Origin of the sequence: Nonlabens ulvanivorans, assembly GCF_000732625.1 — a bacterium.
In the GTDB taxonomy this organism is placed as follows: domain Bacteria; phylum Bacteroidota; class Bacteroidia; order Flavobacteriales; family Flavobacteriaceae; genus Nonlabens; species Nonlabens ulvanivorans.
On record NZ_JPJI01000032.1, the window covers coordinates 1,085,400 to 1,102,182 of the forward strand.

The 16,783-nt window shown below is 36.4% G+C and carries 17 protein-coding genes; 4 read left to right on the plus strand and 13 right to left on the minus strand.

Going from position 1 to position 16,783, the window contains the following annotated elements:
* Positions 1–3: 3 nt before the first annotated feature.
* The 11 genes from gpmI to IL45_RS12060 form a co-directional block, all read right to left on the minus strand.
* A complete protein-coding gene (gpmI, locus tag IL45_RS12015; protein ID WP_036584277.1) occupies positions 4–1,518 on the minus strand; it encodes a 2,3-bisphosphoglycerate-independent phosphoglycerate mutase in 1,515 nt (504 codons plus the stop codon).
* Positions 1,519–1,608: 90 nt separating this feature from the next.
* Positions 1,609–2,880, minus strand: a complete 1,272-nt coding sequence (locus IL45_RS12020) for a hypothetical protein (RefSeq protein WP_036584280.1) — start codon at positions 2,878–2,880, stop codon at positions 1,609–1,611.
* A 65-nt stretch (positions 2,881–2,945) separates the two neighbouring features.
* On the minus strand, positions 2,946–4,148 hold the full coding sequence (locus IL45_RS12025) for a BaiN/RdsA family NAD(P)/FAD-dependent oxidoreductase (protein ID WP_036584282.1): 1,203 nt from the start codon (positions 4,146–4,148) through the stop codon (positions 2,946–2,948).
* The gene (locus tag IL45_RS12030) at positions 4,138–5,583 is read right to left on the minus strand and encodes an aldehyde dehydrogenase (RefSeq protein ID WP_036585337.1); all 1,446 of its coding nucleotides are present in this window, start codon (positions 5,581–5,583) and stop codon (positions 4,138–4,140) included. Before IL45_RS12030 ends, IL45_RS12025 begins: the two co-directional genes overlap by 11 nt.
* Positions 5,584–5,723: 140 nt before the next feature.
* Positions 5,724–6,128 (minus strand): RidA family protein, encoded by a 405-nt coding sequence (locus IL45_RS12035; RefSeq protein ID WP_036584284.1) that lies wholly within the window; start codon positions 6,126–6,128, stop codon positions 5,724–5,726.
* A gap of 15 nt (positions 6,129–6,143) precedes the next feature.
* Positions 6,144–7,538 carry an FAD-dependent oxidoreductase gene (locus IL45_RS12040; protein ID WP_036584285.1) on the minus strand — a complete coding sequence of 465 codons (1,395 nt, stop codon included), beginning with the start codon at positions 7,536–7,538 and terminating at the stop codon, positions 6,144–6,146.
* Positions 7,539–7,549: 11 nt separating this feature from the next.
* Positions 7,550–7,789, minus strand: coding sequence for a hypothetical protein (locus IL45_RS15020; protein WP_146128646.1), 240 nt, complete (start codon positions 7,787–7,789; stop codon positions 7,550–7,552).
* Between the two features lie 127 nt (positions 7,790–7,916).
* Complete coding sequence (locus IL45_RS15025) at positions 7,917–8,144, minus strand: hypothetical protein (RefSeq protein WP_146128647.1); 228 nt, start codon at positions 8,142–8,144, stop codon at positions 7,917–7,919.
* 91 nt (positions 8,145–8,235) lie between these two features.
* On the minus strand, positions 8,236–8,559 hold the full coding sequence (locus tag IL45_RS12050; protein WP_146128648.1) for a glycerol-3-phosphate responsive antiterminator: 324 nt from the start codon (positions 8,557–8,559) through the stop codon (positions 8,236–8,238).
* 119 nt (positions 8,560–8,678) lie between these two features.
* Positions 8,679–9,941: a kynureninase gene (kynU, locus tag IL45_RS12055; protein WP_036584292.1), complete on the minus strand. Its 1,263-nt coding sequence runs from the start codon at positions 9,939–9,941 to the stop codon at positions 8,679–8,681.
* Positions 9,941–10,609 (minus strand): hypothetical protein, encoded by a 669-nt coding sequence (locus tag IL45_RS12060; protein ID WP_036585340.1) that lies wholly within the window; start codon positions 10,607–10,609, stop codon positions 9,941–9,943. The genes kynU and IL45_RS12060 overlap by 1 nt, the downstream gene beginning before the upstream one ends.
* 105 nt (positions 10,610–10,714) lie before the next feature.
* Between IL45_RS12060 and IL45_RS12065 the strand changes: the two genes are divergently transcribed.
* The gene (locus IL45_RS12065; RefSeq protein WP_036584294.1) at positions 10,715–11,998 is read left to right on the plus strand and encodes a multidrug effflux MFS transporter; all 1,284 of its coding nucleotides are present in this window, start codon (positions 10,715–10,717) and stop codon (positions 11,996–11,998) included.
* A 75-nt stretch (positions 11,999–12,073) separates the two neighbouring features.
* Here IL45_RS12065 and IL45_RS12070 read toward each other — a convergent pair whose 3' ends face one another.
* On the minus strand, positions 12,074–12,973 hold the full coding sequence (locus IL45_RS12070) for an anti-sigma factor domain-containing protein (RefSeq protein WP_036584296.1): 900 nt from the start codon (positions 12,971–12,973) through the stop codon (positions 12,074–12,076).
* A gap of 127 nt (positions 12,974–13,100) precedes the next feature.
* On the opposite strand from IL45_RS12070, the gene IL45_RS12075 reads away from it, so the two are divergent.
* The 3 genes from IL45_RS12075 (at position 13,101) to IL45_RS12085 (ending at position 16,107) form a co-directional block, all read left to right on the plus strand.
* Complete coding sequence (locus IL45_RS12075; RefSeq protein WP_200875717.1) at positions 13,101–13,802, plus strand: response regulator transcription factor; 702 nt, start codon at positions 13,101–13,103, stop codon at positions 13,800–13,802.
* 1 nt (position 13,803) lies between these two features.
* Positions 13,804–15,291, plus strand: coding sequence for a sensor histidine kinase (locus IL45_RS12080; RefSeq protein WP_036585343.1), 1,488 nt, complete (start codon positions 13,804–13,806; stop codon positions 15,289–15,291).
* Between the two features lie 99 nt (positions 15,292–15,390).
* Positions 15,391–16,107, plus strand: coding sequence for a pirin family protein (locus IL45_RS12085; RefSeq protein WP_036585346.1), 717 nt, complete (start codon positions 15,391–15,393; stop codon positions 16,105–16,107).
* Here IL45_RS12085 and IL45_RS12090 read toward each other — a convergent pair.
* On the minus strand, positions 16,091–16,597 hold the full coding sequence (locus tag IL45_RS12090; RefSeq protein WP_036584301.1) for a hypothetical protein: 507 nt from the start codon (positions 16,595–16,597) through the stop codon (positions 16,091–16,093). The two genes, IL45_RS12085 and IL45_RS12090, sit on opposite strands and share 17 nt — an antisense overlap.
* Positions 16,598–16,783: the final 186 nt, after the last annotated feature.

Genomic DNA, 16,783 nt, shown 5'->3' on the forward strand with positions numbered 1-16,783 from the left:
GGGTTAAAGTAACGAATTTTGAGTCATTTCTTCAGGTTGTTTAACACCTATTAACTTTAATATAGTAGGAGCTATATCACCCAAGATGCCGTCCTTAACTTCTTTTAAATCTTTATCTACTAAAATAATAGGTACCGGATTGGTCGTGTGTGCAGTATTTACAGATCCATCAGGATTAAGCATTACCTCGCAATTTCCATGATCAGCAATAACAATAATGGTGTAATCTTGTTCCATTGCAGCTGTTATGACATCATGTGCTGCTTGATCAACAGCTTCACACGCCTTTACTGCAGCCTCCATAGAGCCTGTATGGCCTACCATATCAGGATTTGCAAAATTAAGACATATAAAATCTGCAGCTTGTCTGTTAATTTCGGGTATGATACTACTTGAAACACAATCGATGGACATTTCGGGTTGCAAGTCATAGGTTGCTACTTTAGGAGAGTTACACATAATTCTTTCTTCTCCTTTAAATGGTTTTTCTTGACCACCATTAAAAAAGAAAGTCACATGTGGATATTTCTCAGTTTCGGCAATACGTATTTGTGTTTTACCAGCAGCAGATAGTACCTCACCTAGAGTGTTTTTTAAATTATCTTTTTCAAAGATGACTTTTACATTTTTATAACTATCATCATACTTTGTCATGGTCACATAATATAAATTTAGCGCATGAGTATTTTGCTCGTGATAGTCTTGCTGAGATAACATTTGAGTTAACTCACGACCACGATCCGTACGATAGTTAAAGAATATGATAACATCACCATCTTCAACAGTAGCTACAGGTTCTGTTCCATTAAGAACCACGATAGGTTCAATAAATTCATCAGTGACACCTTGATTATAAAACTCTTTAATAGAATTAGTAGCATCGTGTGATGGTTGTCCCATTCCGTGAACAATAACATCATATGCTTTTTTAACACGATCCCATCGCTGGTCTCTATCCATGGCAAAATAACGTCCTGTAACAGTTGCCAGTTGTGCATTAGTTCCTGAGATATGTTTTTCCAGATTTGCAATGTGACCTGCGCCAGACTTTGGGTCTACATCGCGTCCATCAGTAAAGGCATGTATAAAAACATCTTCTATTTCATGACTTTCAGCTACATCTAATAGTGCTTTTAAATGGTCTATATGCGCATGAACTCCACCATCAGATAATAACCCTAAGAAGTGAACTTTTTTGGAATTCGCTTTCGCGAAAGCGAGTGCATCAACAAGAACCTGCTCATCTTTAAGCGTATCTTCTTTAATGGCTTTATTGATTTTGGCTAGATCTTGATAGACAATACGGCCAGCACCTAGATTCATGTGGCCTACTTCACTATTTCCCATTTGCCCTTCTGGTAATCCAACGTGCTCGCCGTCTGTGCGCAGTGTTGCATGTGGATATTTATCATATAGACTATCTATAAAAGGAGTCTGTGCTTGAGCGATGGCGCTAACTTTTGGGTCTTGAGTGATTCCCCATCCATCGAGAATCATTAATATCGTTTTCTTGTTCAATGTCTTTCTTTTGAAAGCTAAAGTTAAGAAAAGCGATTTTTTAAAATGATGAGTTTTGAATAAGATTGCGCAATCGGTTTCGGTAATGTCTTAATTATAATATTCGATTTTGCGATGCCAGATAAAAAGTGGTTGACCATCAACTGATTTTACTTGTTGAATCCAATTGCCATGTGAATCGTACTCAAATTTAAAATCTATCTTATTTTTAGTGATTGCATTTGACTCATCATAACGTACTAATTGAATTGATATCACGTCGTTGTGTGAGTTGTAAGCATAATGTCTTTCAGCATTGAGAACATCTTTAAAATATCTGAGGTAAGAGATGATGCGATTAGAATCATCAAATTCTTTTTCAATTAAAGAAACCGAAAGCTCGTCTTTCGTAATAGAATAAGTGGTTTTAATGTTTACTTCTAGATTATTTTTGAACTGCCTTTCTATTGTTTTGAAATGGTTTATAGAATCATTATTGTTATTATCATCGTTGTAAAAAATCTCTTTAACGATATTGTTTTTGTCATCATATTCATGCGTACAGTAAAGTTTTTTTAAAGGAATTGAGGAGTATATTCTTTTCAAAGTGTCATCTACGCTAACCCATTTGTAGTAAAGTAGTTGATAGATTTCTGTCAATCTGTGTTTACCGTCATAGGTATACTCACGACCTTGATCATATTGAGAATTACTATAATCATAAGGAGTAGTTTTAACTAGTAAAGTGTCTTCATAAATATTAAGCTCTCCATCCATAAGATTTCTATTTCCAGGATCAGAGTAATATCTGAATTTATTGATAAGCTTTTTATTTTTATCATAAATATATGTCTCAAAATCTTCCTTATCCTTCCAATAATCCTCTTCTGTTTTTTTGATTAACAGATTTTCTTCAAAATAATATTTTTGAAAATCGCAAAATTTTTCAATCGCAAATTTTTTTTCAAATTCGGAAGTATTCTCTTCTTGTTTTAAGTTGGAGTTATCGTTGTAGAAATATCTATAATCTTCTACAAGTTCATCTTTTTTATTAAGCCATAACTCTTTAATGATTCTGTCTTTTCTATCTCTTTCTTGATAGTAATTTAAATAACGGGTTGCTGTAGTTTCATGCCATATAGAATTAAAGTTGCTTTTTACAGCCGTAGGACTTATGAAACCAGTATGTCCATAATCATTATCAATACTAAAAAGTTTTAAATTCTGAATGGAGTCATTAACAAATTCAATAGTAACTCTTATAGATTTTACTTCTCCTGATAAAGGTTCTTTAATATTATCGGTTTGACCATAAGTGAAATATGAGTTACCAGCAAATAGCAAAAGGATGCAGATATATTGGTGAATATCTTTTAAAATCATAAGATGCTTTTAGAGACTTAAAGTACCTAAAAAAACAAAGAATTGTAGAATTTAGAGTAAAAAATTTAATCATCAATCGATTGCGCAATGATCCATCCACCAGTCCAGGCATTTTGAAAATTAAAACCACCAGTAATGGCATCTATGTTGAGAACCTCACCAGCGAGATAAAGGTTTTCCTGTTTTTTAGAAGCAAAAGTTTTAAAGTTGATTTCTTTTAAATCCACACCACCAGCGGTGACAAACTCTTCTTTAAAAGTACTTTTACCATTTACAGAAAAAGTGCTTGCGGTCAAAACTGTTGCGAGGTTTTGTAAATCTTTGTTTGAACAGTCTGCCCAGTTTTTTTCTGTGAGGTTGATGCTTTCCACTAGAAACTTCCAAAGCCTTTTAGGAACATCAAATAACCACTCGTTCCCGACCTGTCTTTTGCTAGAACGCTGAGCTACTAAGGTTTCAAAACATTCTTGTGTAGTAATATAATTGAGCCAGTTTATAACCACATCAAACTTATAATCAGATCCATTTAATTCTCGTGCGCCCCAAGCGCTCATTTTTAAAATTGCTGGACCAGAAAAGCCCCAATGCGTTATTAATAAAGGACCTTGAGATTCTAATTTCAATTGTGGGATTTCTACCGTTGCTTCAAGCGCAATTCCTGCAAGCTCTGTGATTTTTTTGTCTACTATATTAAAGGTAAATAAAGAAGGAACAGCTCTTTCTATGGAATGACCTAATTCACGCATCATCTCCCAAACTTTAGGACTACTACCAGCAGTGATTATTAGGTTTTTACAAGCAAATTGTTCTTCTTTAGTATATACGTTCCAGTTTTCTTCTTTATTTATGGAAGTTACATTATGGCTGGTTAAAATTTCTATGTTGAATTTTTGTGCGAGCTCAAGAAAACAGTTAATGATCGTTTGTGAAGAATCTGTAGTAGGAAACATACGTCCATCTTCTTCTATTTTCAATGTCACGCCACGTTCTTCAAACCATGCAATAGTATCTCCAGTCATGAAACTATGGAATGGACCTAATAATTCTTTCTCACCACGCGGATAATTCAACGATAGCTCTTTAGGAATAAATTCGGCATGAGTGACATTACAGCGTCCACCACCAGAAATACGTACCTTTTGAAGTACATCTTTCCCTCGTTCAAGAATTGCGATTTTAGCTTCAGGCAATCGCTCAGCAAGGTTGATTGCTGTAAAAAATCCTGCTGCGCCGCCGCCTATGATGATCGTGTGGTAGTTAGTATTCAATACAAATATTCTTAGGCTCAGTAAAAAAGTTCAAGGCTTCAAATCCGCCTTCACGACCTACACCGCTGTCTTTAACACCGCCAAAAGGTGTGCGTAAATCACGATTTAACCAGGTATTTACCCATACGATACCGGCTTCTAGTTCATTGCTCATTCTCATGGTGCGGCTCAAATCATTCGTCCATAATGTGGCGCTTAATCCATATCGAGTACCATTTGCGAGTTCTAGTGCATGCGCTTCATCCTTAAACGGCATGATGGTTACCACTGGTCCAAAAATCTCTTCTTGGTTCAATTTACAATCATTAGACTGGACTTCTATGACCGTAGGTTCTAGATAATAGCCACCTTCGTGACCTTCTATAAGAATCGAATTTCCTCCAGATATTATGGTGTATTCTTCGGGATTCGCTTTCGCGAAAGCGATATAATCCAAAATCTTATCTCTATGAGCAGCACTGACTACAGCACCTACTTTGGAGTCAGGCTGATTAGGAGGACCTACTTTGAGTTGTTGTACACGAGCAACAAAGTCTGTCTTGAATTTCTCATAGAGTGATTGTTCCACTAGGATCCTACTACCACACAAACAGATCTGCCCTTGATTTGCAAAAGAAGATCGTAGGGTCGTGGTGAGCATTTTATCATAATCACAGTCGGCAAAAATGATGTTAGGATTCTTACCACCTAATTCTAACGATAATTTTTTAAACATAGGCGCTGCCGTTCTAGCGATGTGCTCGCCAGTAGTGGTTCCACCTGTAAAACTAATGGCTTTAATGCCTGGATGAGCTACAATGGCCTGACCGCAACTACCGCCTAAACCATGTACTATATTAAGGACACCAGCCGGTAATCCTGCTTTTTTTACAATCTCACCAAGCAAGTATGCCGTTGCTGGCGTGACCTCACTAGGTTTTGACACCACACAATTTCCTGCTGCAATCGCCGGAGCAATTTTCCAGCTGAATAAATACAAAGGTAAATTCCATGGAGATATGCATCCTACCACGCCTATAGGTTTGCGCATGGTAAAATTCATCGTGTTTTTGCCTACGCTTTCATGAGCATCACTTGAATACTGCGTAATCGCGTTTCCATAAAAACGGAAGTTTGAAGAAGCACGTGGAATATCTACTGCTGTAGCAAGCCATAAGGGTTTTCCATTATCACGAGATTCTGCTGCGGCGAGTTGTTCTAGGTTTTCTTCTATTAGATCTGCGATGCGCAACATGATTCTGGAACGTTCATCAATACTGGTAGTGGACCAATCTTTAAAAGCAGCGTTTGCCGCTTGATAGGCTTTTTCAATATCATCTTCATTTGAATTAGGAATCTGTCCATAAACCTGACCGCTTGCTGGTTCATAATTATCCAACCACAATCCACTTAATGGAATGTGCTCACTGTTATTGATGAAGTTTTTTATGTCCATGTTCTTTTGGTTTGGTTTGGGCGGATTCGTCATCTATTTTGGACGGAATTAATTTCGCCCTTACCACTATTTTCTATAGTTTATTTGCGCTTTACAGCTTATAAAAATTATTCAATTTAAACTTATCCTTAGGTTTAAACTTAAATCGGCTTATAAGCCATCGCTTTAATCTCAATCAGTAAATGCGGATGAGGTAATTGATGCACTGCAACGGTTGTTCTAGTAGGTCCGTCGTAATCGAAGAACTCACCGTAAGTTGTATTATAACCACCAAAGTCGTTCATATTCACCAAAAATGTAGTCACATCAACGACATCTTTTATCGACGCTCCTTCCGTTTGTAAGATCGCATCTATGTTTTCTAAAACCGCTGCGGTTTGTGCTTTTATATCGAGGTTAGTCGTTCCCATCTCGTCCACTTCTACGCCTGCAAAAGTATTGTCTTTTCTACGGCTGCTGGTTCCTGAAACAAATAAGAAATCGCCCACGCGCTTGATATGTGGATATTTTCCTCTAGGTGTTGCTTTATCTTTTAATACTGCCATTATTGTTATTTTAAATTATCCTCGCAGCCACAACACCTCTTCGGTCTTTTGCTGGATGGATTTTAATAAATCGTTTAAATCGTCTTCTACTTTTATTTGGTCGTTTTCTAGCAACCATAAAATTGCTTTGTCTTGCGCTCGTCCTTTAAGCATAGCCTCTCTATAGCTTATTCCTTCTTCAGGGAAAGTTACGAGTGAGTATTTAGATTGGTATTCCGCTTTCGCGAAAGCTGCTTCTAAACGCATCTCGATTTGCCTTTTCAACTGGAAGTTAGGATTTGCCACGCTGTCTCTCATCTCTACAAAATTGTCCAAAGCAAGATCTGCAATAGCATCGGCATCTGGTTTTCTTGTTTTTGAAAAGGCATCGAATGCGTCTGACCAATTCTCGTGTTGGTCTAACATCTCGTCAAAAACGACTACGTCTTCAAAACTCGCATTCATTCCTTGACCATAAAAAGGTACAATGGCGTGAGCAGCGTCACCCATAATCAAACTAGTTCCATAAGCCGTCCATGGTGAACAACGCACTGTTCCTAATGGCGGAGCTGGATTTGTATGGTATTGCTCTATCAAATCTGGAATGTGTTCCATCACATCTTTAAAATAAGTCGTGAAGAAATCGGTGATTTCTTGGTCAGTTTTAATCTTGTTGAATGCTGGTCCATCGCCGTCATATTGCATGAACAAAGTAAGCGTGAAACTACCATCGAGATTAGGTAAAGCAATCAACATAAAACCACCACGTGGCCATATGTGCAAGAAATTTTTCTCGATACGCCATTTCCCATTTTCTGTAGGCGGAATGTTCAATTCTTTATAACCGTGCGGTAACCAGTTCATACTATGCGAAAACAAAAAGTCTCGCTGTTTCATCATCGCTTTGCGTACCACAGATCCTGCACCGTCAGTTCCTAGAACGATATCTGCTTTCCATTCTTTCTCGGTATCGGTTTCAGAATCGTGATAGGTGACTGATGCGTTTTTTAAATCTACAGATGTTACCGCGTCATCAAAGTCTATTTGAACATCTTCGTACTTATCGGCTTCATCGAGTAACAGTTTGTTAAGTTCTTCCCGTGATATAGAATTGATGTACTCACCTTCACGACCACTATAGTTAGAAGCAAAGGTGTTTCCCTCTACATCATGTATTAATCTACCATGCATAGGAATACACAACTCGCGAACTTTTTCTTCCAGACCTACTAGTTTTAAACCAGCCAGTCCACGATCAGAAAGTGCTAAGTTAATAGAACGACCACCATCAACAACTGCTTTGCGCATATCGGGACGTTTCTCGAGTATATCTACATGATAACCTCGTTGTGCCAGACGCAGTCCTAATAAAGAACCGCAAAGTCCTGCTCCAGTGATGAGTATTTTGGTTTTTTTGTTAGTTGTTTTCATTATTTGTATTCCTAATTGAAAAATGACAATAAATCTTTTGGGTTAGATTCAAAAGTCGATGTTTTTAAATGAGTTAGTCGTACTAACTCAAGATTATTATTACCTAGAATAAAAGCCGATTTGGCTTTTATTTCAAAATTGTTATTGTCTAATGTGATGTAATTTCTGGTGTAAGTTAAGTCGTTTAAGTGAACTTCAGACTTCGTTGTTTCGGTATCAACATTCCATGTTACTTCTTGAACAATAGACATATCAATCTGCCTTTTCTTAATGAATCTAAGCTTAAGTATTTGAATGAATAATGAAACAAAAGCCAGAAAAGCAAAACTACTCACTGCAAACATCAAAATAAACATTGAATATTTCCATTCTATTTCTTTAAATATAAATAGCAAAAAACATATAACCATTCCTAGAAGTGCTGCGTTTTGAAGCCTTTGAAGCAGTTTGTATTTCTTGGTTATTATCTTTATTTGCATTTATCTTCTTGCTATTTATTCTCATTGCTGGCAGACTTAAGTCTGCGCTATGAAATGGTTCTGTTGCCTGCGGCGTTCTTTTATTACGCCGACTGAAGTCGGGCTTTTTTTGATTGAGATTCTTCATGGTTTATCAGGATTAGAAGCTGTTCTCGACTGCGCTAGAACTGACCTTCTTTGTCTCGCCTAAAACCAAAAACATATTTACATCTCATTCTTTAGTCAATTCTACACACGACAAAAGATTTTCTGTCTGATAGAAGGTATACTTGATAAATTTCATCGAACAGATTTTCATAAATAACAGAATTGTTCAAATTCAAAATTTTTAAATTGTTTTCTATGATGTAATTATCTAATTCTATGTTTAAATAATACTTCCCTTTTGTAATTTTTGAGTTACTATTAATGGATTTTTCTAACTCTTTAAAACTTAAAGAGTCAATCGTGAAAATAGAGTATTCGAAAATAGTTTCCATAACACCTTCTTCTTTTCCATACTGAATCAACTCTGGCTTATAATTTTTTTCAAATCCTGCCAATTGCTTAACTTTATTAAAGACTCTATCAGAATTAGGTTGACAACCGATAAAAGTTATACTGGTCAATACCATTACAACTATGAAACTAAAACTTTGAACTTTAAACTTTGAACACTTTATCATAACTCTGATCTCAACACATCCACAAATCGCCAACAATCCTCATAATTATTGTATAGAGGCACTGGTGCGATACGAATCACGTCTGGTTCGCGCCAGTCGGCAATCACACCTTTTGAGGTAATGGCGTCAAACAATGATTTGTCAGCATTTTTAACGGCTAGGGATAATTGACAACCACGATCTTTTGGTTCGCTAGGTGTGATAATCGATATGCGGTCACCATCTAATTCGCCTACTAGGTATTCTAGATAGTTGGTTAATTGGATAGATTTTTTTCTCAAATTTTCAAAACCTGCTTGAGCAAATAAATCCAGACTTGCTCTTATGGCTACCATACTTAATATTGGTGGATTGGATAATTGCCAGCCTTCGGCACCGTGCATAGGTTCAAAGTCGTCACGCATTTTAAATCGTGTGTCTTTATTGTGTCCCCACCAACCTGTAAATCGTGGTAAGTCATTATTACTCGCATGACGTTCATGTACAAAACAACCACCTAAACTTCCAGGACCTGAATTCATATATTTATAAGTGCACCATACGGCAAAGTCGGCTCCAGAATCGTGCAACTGCAAATCTACATTACCAGCACCATGCGCACAGTCAAAACCTACCATGGCTCCAGCAGCATGGCCTAACTCTGTAATTTTTTTTAAGTCAAAAAACTGGCCTGTATAATAGTTTACAGCACCTACCATAATTAAGGCAATGGTATCGCCTTGTTCTTTAAGAATTGATTCTAGATCTTCTAATCTTGGTGTATGCTCGCCAGTTCTAGGTGACCACTCGATAATATTTTCTTTATCATCGTGTCCGTGAAATTGGACTTGGGACGCAACGGCATAGCGATCACTAGGAAAAGCATCTGCCTCTATGATTATTTTAGTGCGCTTGCCTTTAGGCTGGTAAAAACTGACCATCATTAAATGAAGGTTAGTTGTAAGCGTATTCATAATCACCACTTCGTGCGGTTTTGCACCTACAACTTGTGCGGTGGTCTCTGTAAGAAACTCGTGATAAGGCATCCAAGGATTCTCTGCATGAAAGTGTCCTTCTACACCTAATTTTGCCCAGTCATCTAGTTCTTGATTCAGAAAGGTTTTGGTCTGGCGAGGTTGTAAGCCTAAGGAATTACCACATAGATATATGGAGTCTGTTCCGTCGGTATGTTTTGGTATATGGAAGCTTTCGCGAAAGCGAGATAAAGAATCGTCTTGATCTAATTGTAATGCGTAATCTCTGGTAGTTTTGAATTCCATTATTTGTTGAACTCTATGTTAGTTAAATGAATGCGTGTCATGCGGTCTGGAGTACGATGATCTGTTGCTACTTTTATACCGTTGATGGTATCAAATTTTTCAAATGTGGTCATCATACCTATGGTGGTATCATTTTGCTGTCTATAAACCCATTCTCTCAAATTGTGTTTTTTATCATAGTAAACATCATATGCGTCGCCAGGTGTGTAACCACCATCATTGCTATACACAATGGTAAACATATCAAGTGTGTCTTTTGAAATAGGCGCGACAGCGTTGCTTTTTTCAACGATTTTTGTACCACTATCTGTGATGAATTTAAATTCTGGTAATAGCCAGTAGATGTCATTTACAAAAGCACGGTCTGCACTGGTTTGTATAGAATCCATAGGTTGACGGCGATTATATTGTACGGTATCTGGTGATGCGATAAGAGTTACGTCACCAGTATGGCGATTCCACGTCCAGTTACGGTCATATAAATTACGTCCCATTTTACCAACTGAAAAGGTGAATTTCACTTCTTTAATAGCGTCCCAATTATCAAATCCTGCTGCTTGAGCGACTTGTTCCGTATTAGAAAGGGTCTTTTTTCCTTCCTTCTTTTCAGCGTTTTTACAACTGTAGATTGCGATAGTTATTAAAAGAAGGGTAATCGTCTTTTTCATCATTTTCAACTTTGGCTTAAAAGTACAATTTATCTAGTGGTTATAAAATCGTAAACCTTTCCTAATTGTATGCTTTAGGCGTTCTCAAAAAAGTAATTTTGCAAGGTGAAAGTTAAACAAGTAGATAAAGAAAACGTAAGTAAAGGAAGGAAAACCAGTGTCATATTAGTGTTAGGAACTCTAATAGCCATAGGGCCATTTTCTATAGACGCCTATTTGCCTGCTTTTAAACAAATTGCTGGAGACTTTAAGGTAGATACCAGTGCGATAGGTTTCACTTTAACCACTTATTTTATAGGGATAGGTTTAGGTCAACTTGCTTATGGTCCATTAATGGATCGGTATGGTAGACGTAGACCACTTATTGCTGGATTAATTTTATATATCACAACTAGTGTTTTAAGTGCTTATGCATGGGATGTTTCTTCACTAGCAACCTTGCGCTTTTTTACAGCTTTAGGAGCTTGTGCAGGTATGGTAGCCAGTAAAGCAATTGTAAGAGATTTATTTGATGATGATAAAGTTGCTGAGGTGTTGAGTACCTTAATGCTTATCATGGGAATTGCACCTATCATTGCACCTACCATTGGTGGCTTTATTATAGAACATTATCACTGGGATATGATATTTTATGGGCTAGCAGGTTTTGCAGCCTTAATGTTGTTTAACGTGGTTTTTATTCTTCCTGAAAGTTCTAAGCCTAACCTTGCGACTAGTTTGCATCCAGTTCCGGTATTGAGAGAATACTGGACTATTTATAAAGACAAAGCCTTTTTCTTATTTTCAACTGCTCGAGGTTTTGTGATAGGTGCTTTACTAGGCTATGTGGCTGCGGCACCATTTATTTTCTTGGACTTTTTTGACATGGCACAAAGTGATTTTGCGATTATCTTTGGTAGTAATGCTGCTGGGCTTATTGCTGGTAGCCAGATCAACCGATTTTTATTAAGACGTTTTACGACCTTTCAAATCACTTATACGATAAGTATTTTGCTAGTGGTAACCACTTTACTTTTAGTAGGACATATCAGTTTCTTTGAGCCGCAATTCTGGGTAGTGTATCCTTTATTATTTTTAATGATGACATTTATCGGGTTTCAAAATCCTAACGTTACAGCGCTTGCCTTACAACCATTTACGGTAAGAGCTGGTAGTGCTAGTGCATTTGTAGGTGCGGTGAGTATGATTTTTGGTTCCTTTGCGAGCTGGTTTGTGTCTAGTTATGTGACAGTTTCATTATTGCCGCTAGCCTTAATGCTTGCAGGATGTGCATTACTAGGATATGCTGCGATAGAAACCTTTAGAATAAAATATGCTCGTGGATACGCTTTCGCGAAAGCGTATTTAAAACATCCATACGTAAGTTTAAAAAGAGAAAATGCGTCTTAAAAAGAAATACCCCACAGAATCTTAAGATTTGTGAGGTACTTCAAACTAACCAACCAAAGTTATCTTCATATTTCTTTATTTAGTTACGGTTCCGGTAGGGAAAGAAACGGTAACATTATTATTGAAAGATTGTGAGTTAGGAGCAGTATCTGGTCCAGCAATTGCTGCAAGTGGCTTTAATGTAAAAGGTGCTGGAGAATTATCTGGTACAGGCTCTACAGTAATTACTACATTACGACCGACTACACTAAATGGTAATGATTCACCCATAGGAAGGTTGTTGAAAAAGTCTTCTCCTGGTACTGGTGGTCCAGCATTGTTTTGAGTTCCTGAAAATCCATTACCAGAGTCTACTGATGAGAAATCTGTAAATGTACCTGTAGAAAGTGCTCCTGCATCTCCTACAACCCAACCTTCATATATCCATCCCGCAGGTAATGTAGGTAGGTTGAAGTCTGCAGTAGGTGGCATGCCAGGTAATCCAAACCATACACCGTTAGTATCGTTTCCATTGTTTGCTGTTCCTGCTGGCTCATCTGTAGGAGTTCTTAAAAAGAAACTACCGCTGGCGGCACTGAAATCACCTGGTGCTGGACCAAAATTTGTTGAAAGACTAGCAGTGTCATTATTGAATTCTCCTGCGATGTATTTTGAGTCTGCAGGTGCTGGATCTGGATCTGGACTAGGTTCAATAGTTAAAATAAATGCAGTTGCAGCATCTAGTGTTGCCGCGTCTACAGTAAATGATGTCTGGCTTAAATTTCCACTATCATCTACAGTAAATACACCCGTTGTTATAGGTGAACCATCAACCATTACCCATCCTTCATAAGCAAATCCTGATCCTAGATCTTCTAGACCTTGTAAGTCGAGAGTTAAATTTTTTGTGGCTATATTACCGCTGTTATCGTCATCGTTATTACAACTGGTAAATGTTAATGTAGCTGCTGCTAATAGTGCTAAATACTTTTTCATTTTTTTTAAGTTTGATTATTTTACTGTACAAACTAATGATTATGATATCCCATTAGCGTCACGTAATTATCAACTTTTATCGCAATGACGTGATTGTTTTGTGATATACTTTATGGACTTTTATCCTATGGCAAATCAAATATTAATTGTAGAGGACGATCTAGAGATTGTGGATCTACTAGAGATACACATGAAAGACCTTAATGCTGAGGTGGAAAGTGTTAATGATGGATTAAGTGCATTAGAAAAAGCACAGCATAAAGATTATGATTTAATTCTATTAGATTTATCTATTCCTAAACTTAACGGTGTAGAAGTGTGTCGAGAACTACGTAAGACTAAAAACACACCTATCATAATGGTTACCGCTAAAACTGAAGAGATAGATAAGGTACTAGGGCTAGAGATAGGTGCAGATGATTATATCACTAAACCATTTTCTATACGTGAATTAAAAGCGAGAGCAAAAGCTGTAATGAGAAGAAGTGATGCGTCTAATCAGCAAACGAGTGACTCAAAATCTGCAGAATTAGATTTTGGAGATTTGAAAATTAATATTGAAATGCGTCGTGTCACTTTAGAAGGGAAGAAAATCGATCTTTCCCCTAAAGAATTTGATCTTCTTATACTGCTAGCAAATTATCCTGGTCGCAGCTATAGTAGGTCAGAATTATTGGATGTTATATGGGGTTATAATTTTTCTGGTTATGAGCACACTGTAAATTCACATATCAATAGGCTGCGTGCAAAAATTGAACCTGACATGGGTAATCCTATTTACATATTAACTACTTGGGGAATAGGTTACCGATTTAATGAAGATATATAATATGAGTAAGCAATCTACATTAACCCCTAAACTAGTTTTTAAACTATGGCTCGCCTTATCTCTATTGATTTTAGGTATGGCGGCTTGTTATATTCTAGTAACGACCTATTTTTCTAATCAACATCATCTCGCTACACAACAAGAAATTAATGCGCCACTAGCGCAACATCTGATAGATGAGAAATTTGCAGATGCTTCCCCATTTATGGAAGACGGTTCCGTTAATAAGGCTGTGTTTGGCGATTTAATGCATGATATGATGGCAGTAAATCGCAGTATTGAGGTGTATTTATTGGGCATAGATGGTGAAGTTTTACATTCGGTTGTTTTAGAACATAGTCCAAAGGAGCCAGCTCTATACGTGGACACTAAACCTATAACTGATTTTATTGAATCTGATTACAAGGGTTTTTGTTTAGGTGATGATCCAAGAGATCGATCAGAGCGTAAGATTTTTTCTGTGGCACCTTTTGAAAATAACGGCAGAAATGGATACATATATATAATACTCTCAGGAGAAGCTTATCAGCTTGCTAGTAGTAATATATTTAATAAGTATATTAAGAGTTTTGGTCTAGGAGCAATTGCTTTGACTACATTTTTCACTCTATTGATAGGTTTTGTCTTGATCTGGTTTATCACAAAAAACTTACGTACGATTACTCAAGTAGCTCGTAGGTTTAAGGAAGGAGATCTTAATGCGAGAATAGAAGATCCAGAAAAAACGGATGTTGCTGTTTTTGCCCATACTTTTAACGATATGGCTGACACTATCAACGAAAATTTGGAAGAGATTAAATCTGTCGATGAATTACGTAGACAATTAATAGCAAATGTTTCACATGATTTAAGAACTCCACTTGCAGTCCTAAAAGGATATGCTGACACTTTACAAGAAAAATCGGGTAGCTTAACAGAACAGGAGAAAAACAAATACTTAAATGTGATAAGCTCTAACAGTGATAAGCTTACTAATCTGGTCGAACAATTATTTGAGTATTCTAAACTAGAAGCAAAGCAAATAGAACCTTTAATGGAGCAATTTTCAATAACAGATTTGTGTCTGGATTTAGTTTCTAAATATGATATTCTGGCTAAAAAGAAGAATATAGACCTTAGTATCGCAGTAAAGAATAATGAAAATATATTAGTCTATGCAGACATAAGTCTTATCGAGCGGGCTTTACAAAACTTGATCGATAATGCCTTGAAGTTCACACCTGATAAAGGATCTATAAGGGTTGAGTTAGAAAAGTCAGGAGAGCAGTGCTTAGTTAAGGTTAACGATTCGGGTATAGGTATCGCGCCTGAGATGCAATCCAGCATCTTTGAACGTTTCAAGCAGTCTAGTGAAAGCTTTGCAAAGAATGGAGCAGGATTGGGATTAGCGATAGTTAAAAAAATACTTGATCTACATCAATCTACAATTACCGTTATGAGTAAACAAAATTCAGGTAGCACATTTAAATTTAATCTTCCAGTAGCTTAATGTTATCTCGCTTTCGCGAAAGCGAGTTATAAATGACAAATTGTCCTCAATATATTTGTTGGTACAAGTATTGTTTATTTTATGGTAAAAAAAACAGATATGAAAGCAACGGTGCATAGAGCTGAAGATAGAGGATATGCTAATCATGGATGGTTAGAAGCAAACCATAGTTTTAGTTTTGCTAGTTGGTATAATCCTGAAAAAATTAATTTTGGTGCGCTACGTGTATTGAATGATGATCGTATTGCTGGCGGAGCAGGATTTCCAAAACATCCTCATAATAATATGGAAATCATAACTATTCCATTAAGTGGTAAATTAGAGCATGAAGATAGTATGGGGAATAAGGCGCAAATTGCAGCAGGAGAAGTTCAAGTAATGAGCGCTGGAACAGGAGTGACACATTCTGAATATAACGCTTTACAGAATGAAGAATTGAAGCTGTTTCAAATTTGGATTTTTCCTAATAAACAAAATGTAGTTCCTAGGTACGATGAGCTTCAATTAAACCTAGAAGATAGAGTCAACAAGTTGCAACAAATATTATCGCCAAATCCTGATGATGATGGAGTTTGGATTCATCAAAACGCGTGGATGTATATGAGTAACCTCTATAAAGGTAAAGAAATCATATACACCATTAATATGAAAGGGAATGGAGTTTTTGTAATGGTGATTAGTGGAAAGGTTAACATTAATAATCAATTTCTCTCTTCTAGAGATGCTATTGCTATTGAGGATGCAACTTCATTTACTGTCCATTCGCAACAAGACTCGGAATTATTATTAATTGAAGTGCCTATGATTTTTCAATAGGATCAATTATAGAATAGAAAAATGTATTTAGTTCAAGCATTTGTTTGTTAGCCTTTTTCTTTCCAAATCGACCAGCAATATAAAAGGATAACCATATAAAGATTAACAATAAGGCTGATACAAGAGCTGAATTAATACTATTGTGAGTTGCTGCCATCGTATATCCCCAAATGATAGTTCCTAATAAAAGTATTGCCACAACAAAATGTAGAAACATGAACATCGTCCATACAGTAGGTTTGGGTCCATATAAGCCTCGTATTTCCGTTGTCATATTGTTATTCTGTAATTCTAAATGTAATTGTGGAGACCAGAAATGCTGTTGCTTTTTTGAGATTCTAATGAAGATGTGCTGGTCACTAAAAGAAACTTTGTAGCCTTTTCTATTGAGTTTGGCTTTTTTAAATTGGCTATTCACTAAAGATATATCACAATCTAAAGTTACAGTAAAACGAGGTCTTAATATTATAGTGTTGTTTAGTTCCTTCATTTAATTTTAATTTAAGATTTGTTGAAGATTCTTCATAAAAGAATTTTCAAATTAAGTAAATATTGATAGTAGTTCATTGATAAATGATCTTAGGGCACACATAATTTAGTCAAATCATTTTCGTAATGACTTGTTTGTTTGTGTTTTACGAATTATTTTAATTTAATTTGGCAAAAAGTTTGGTTG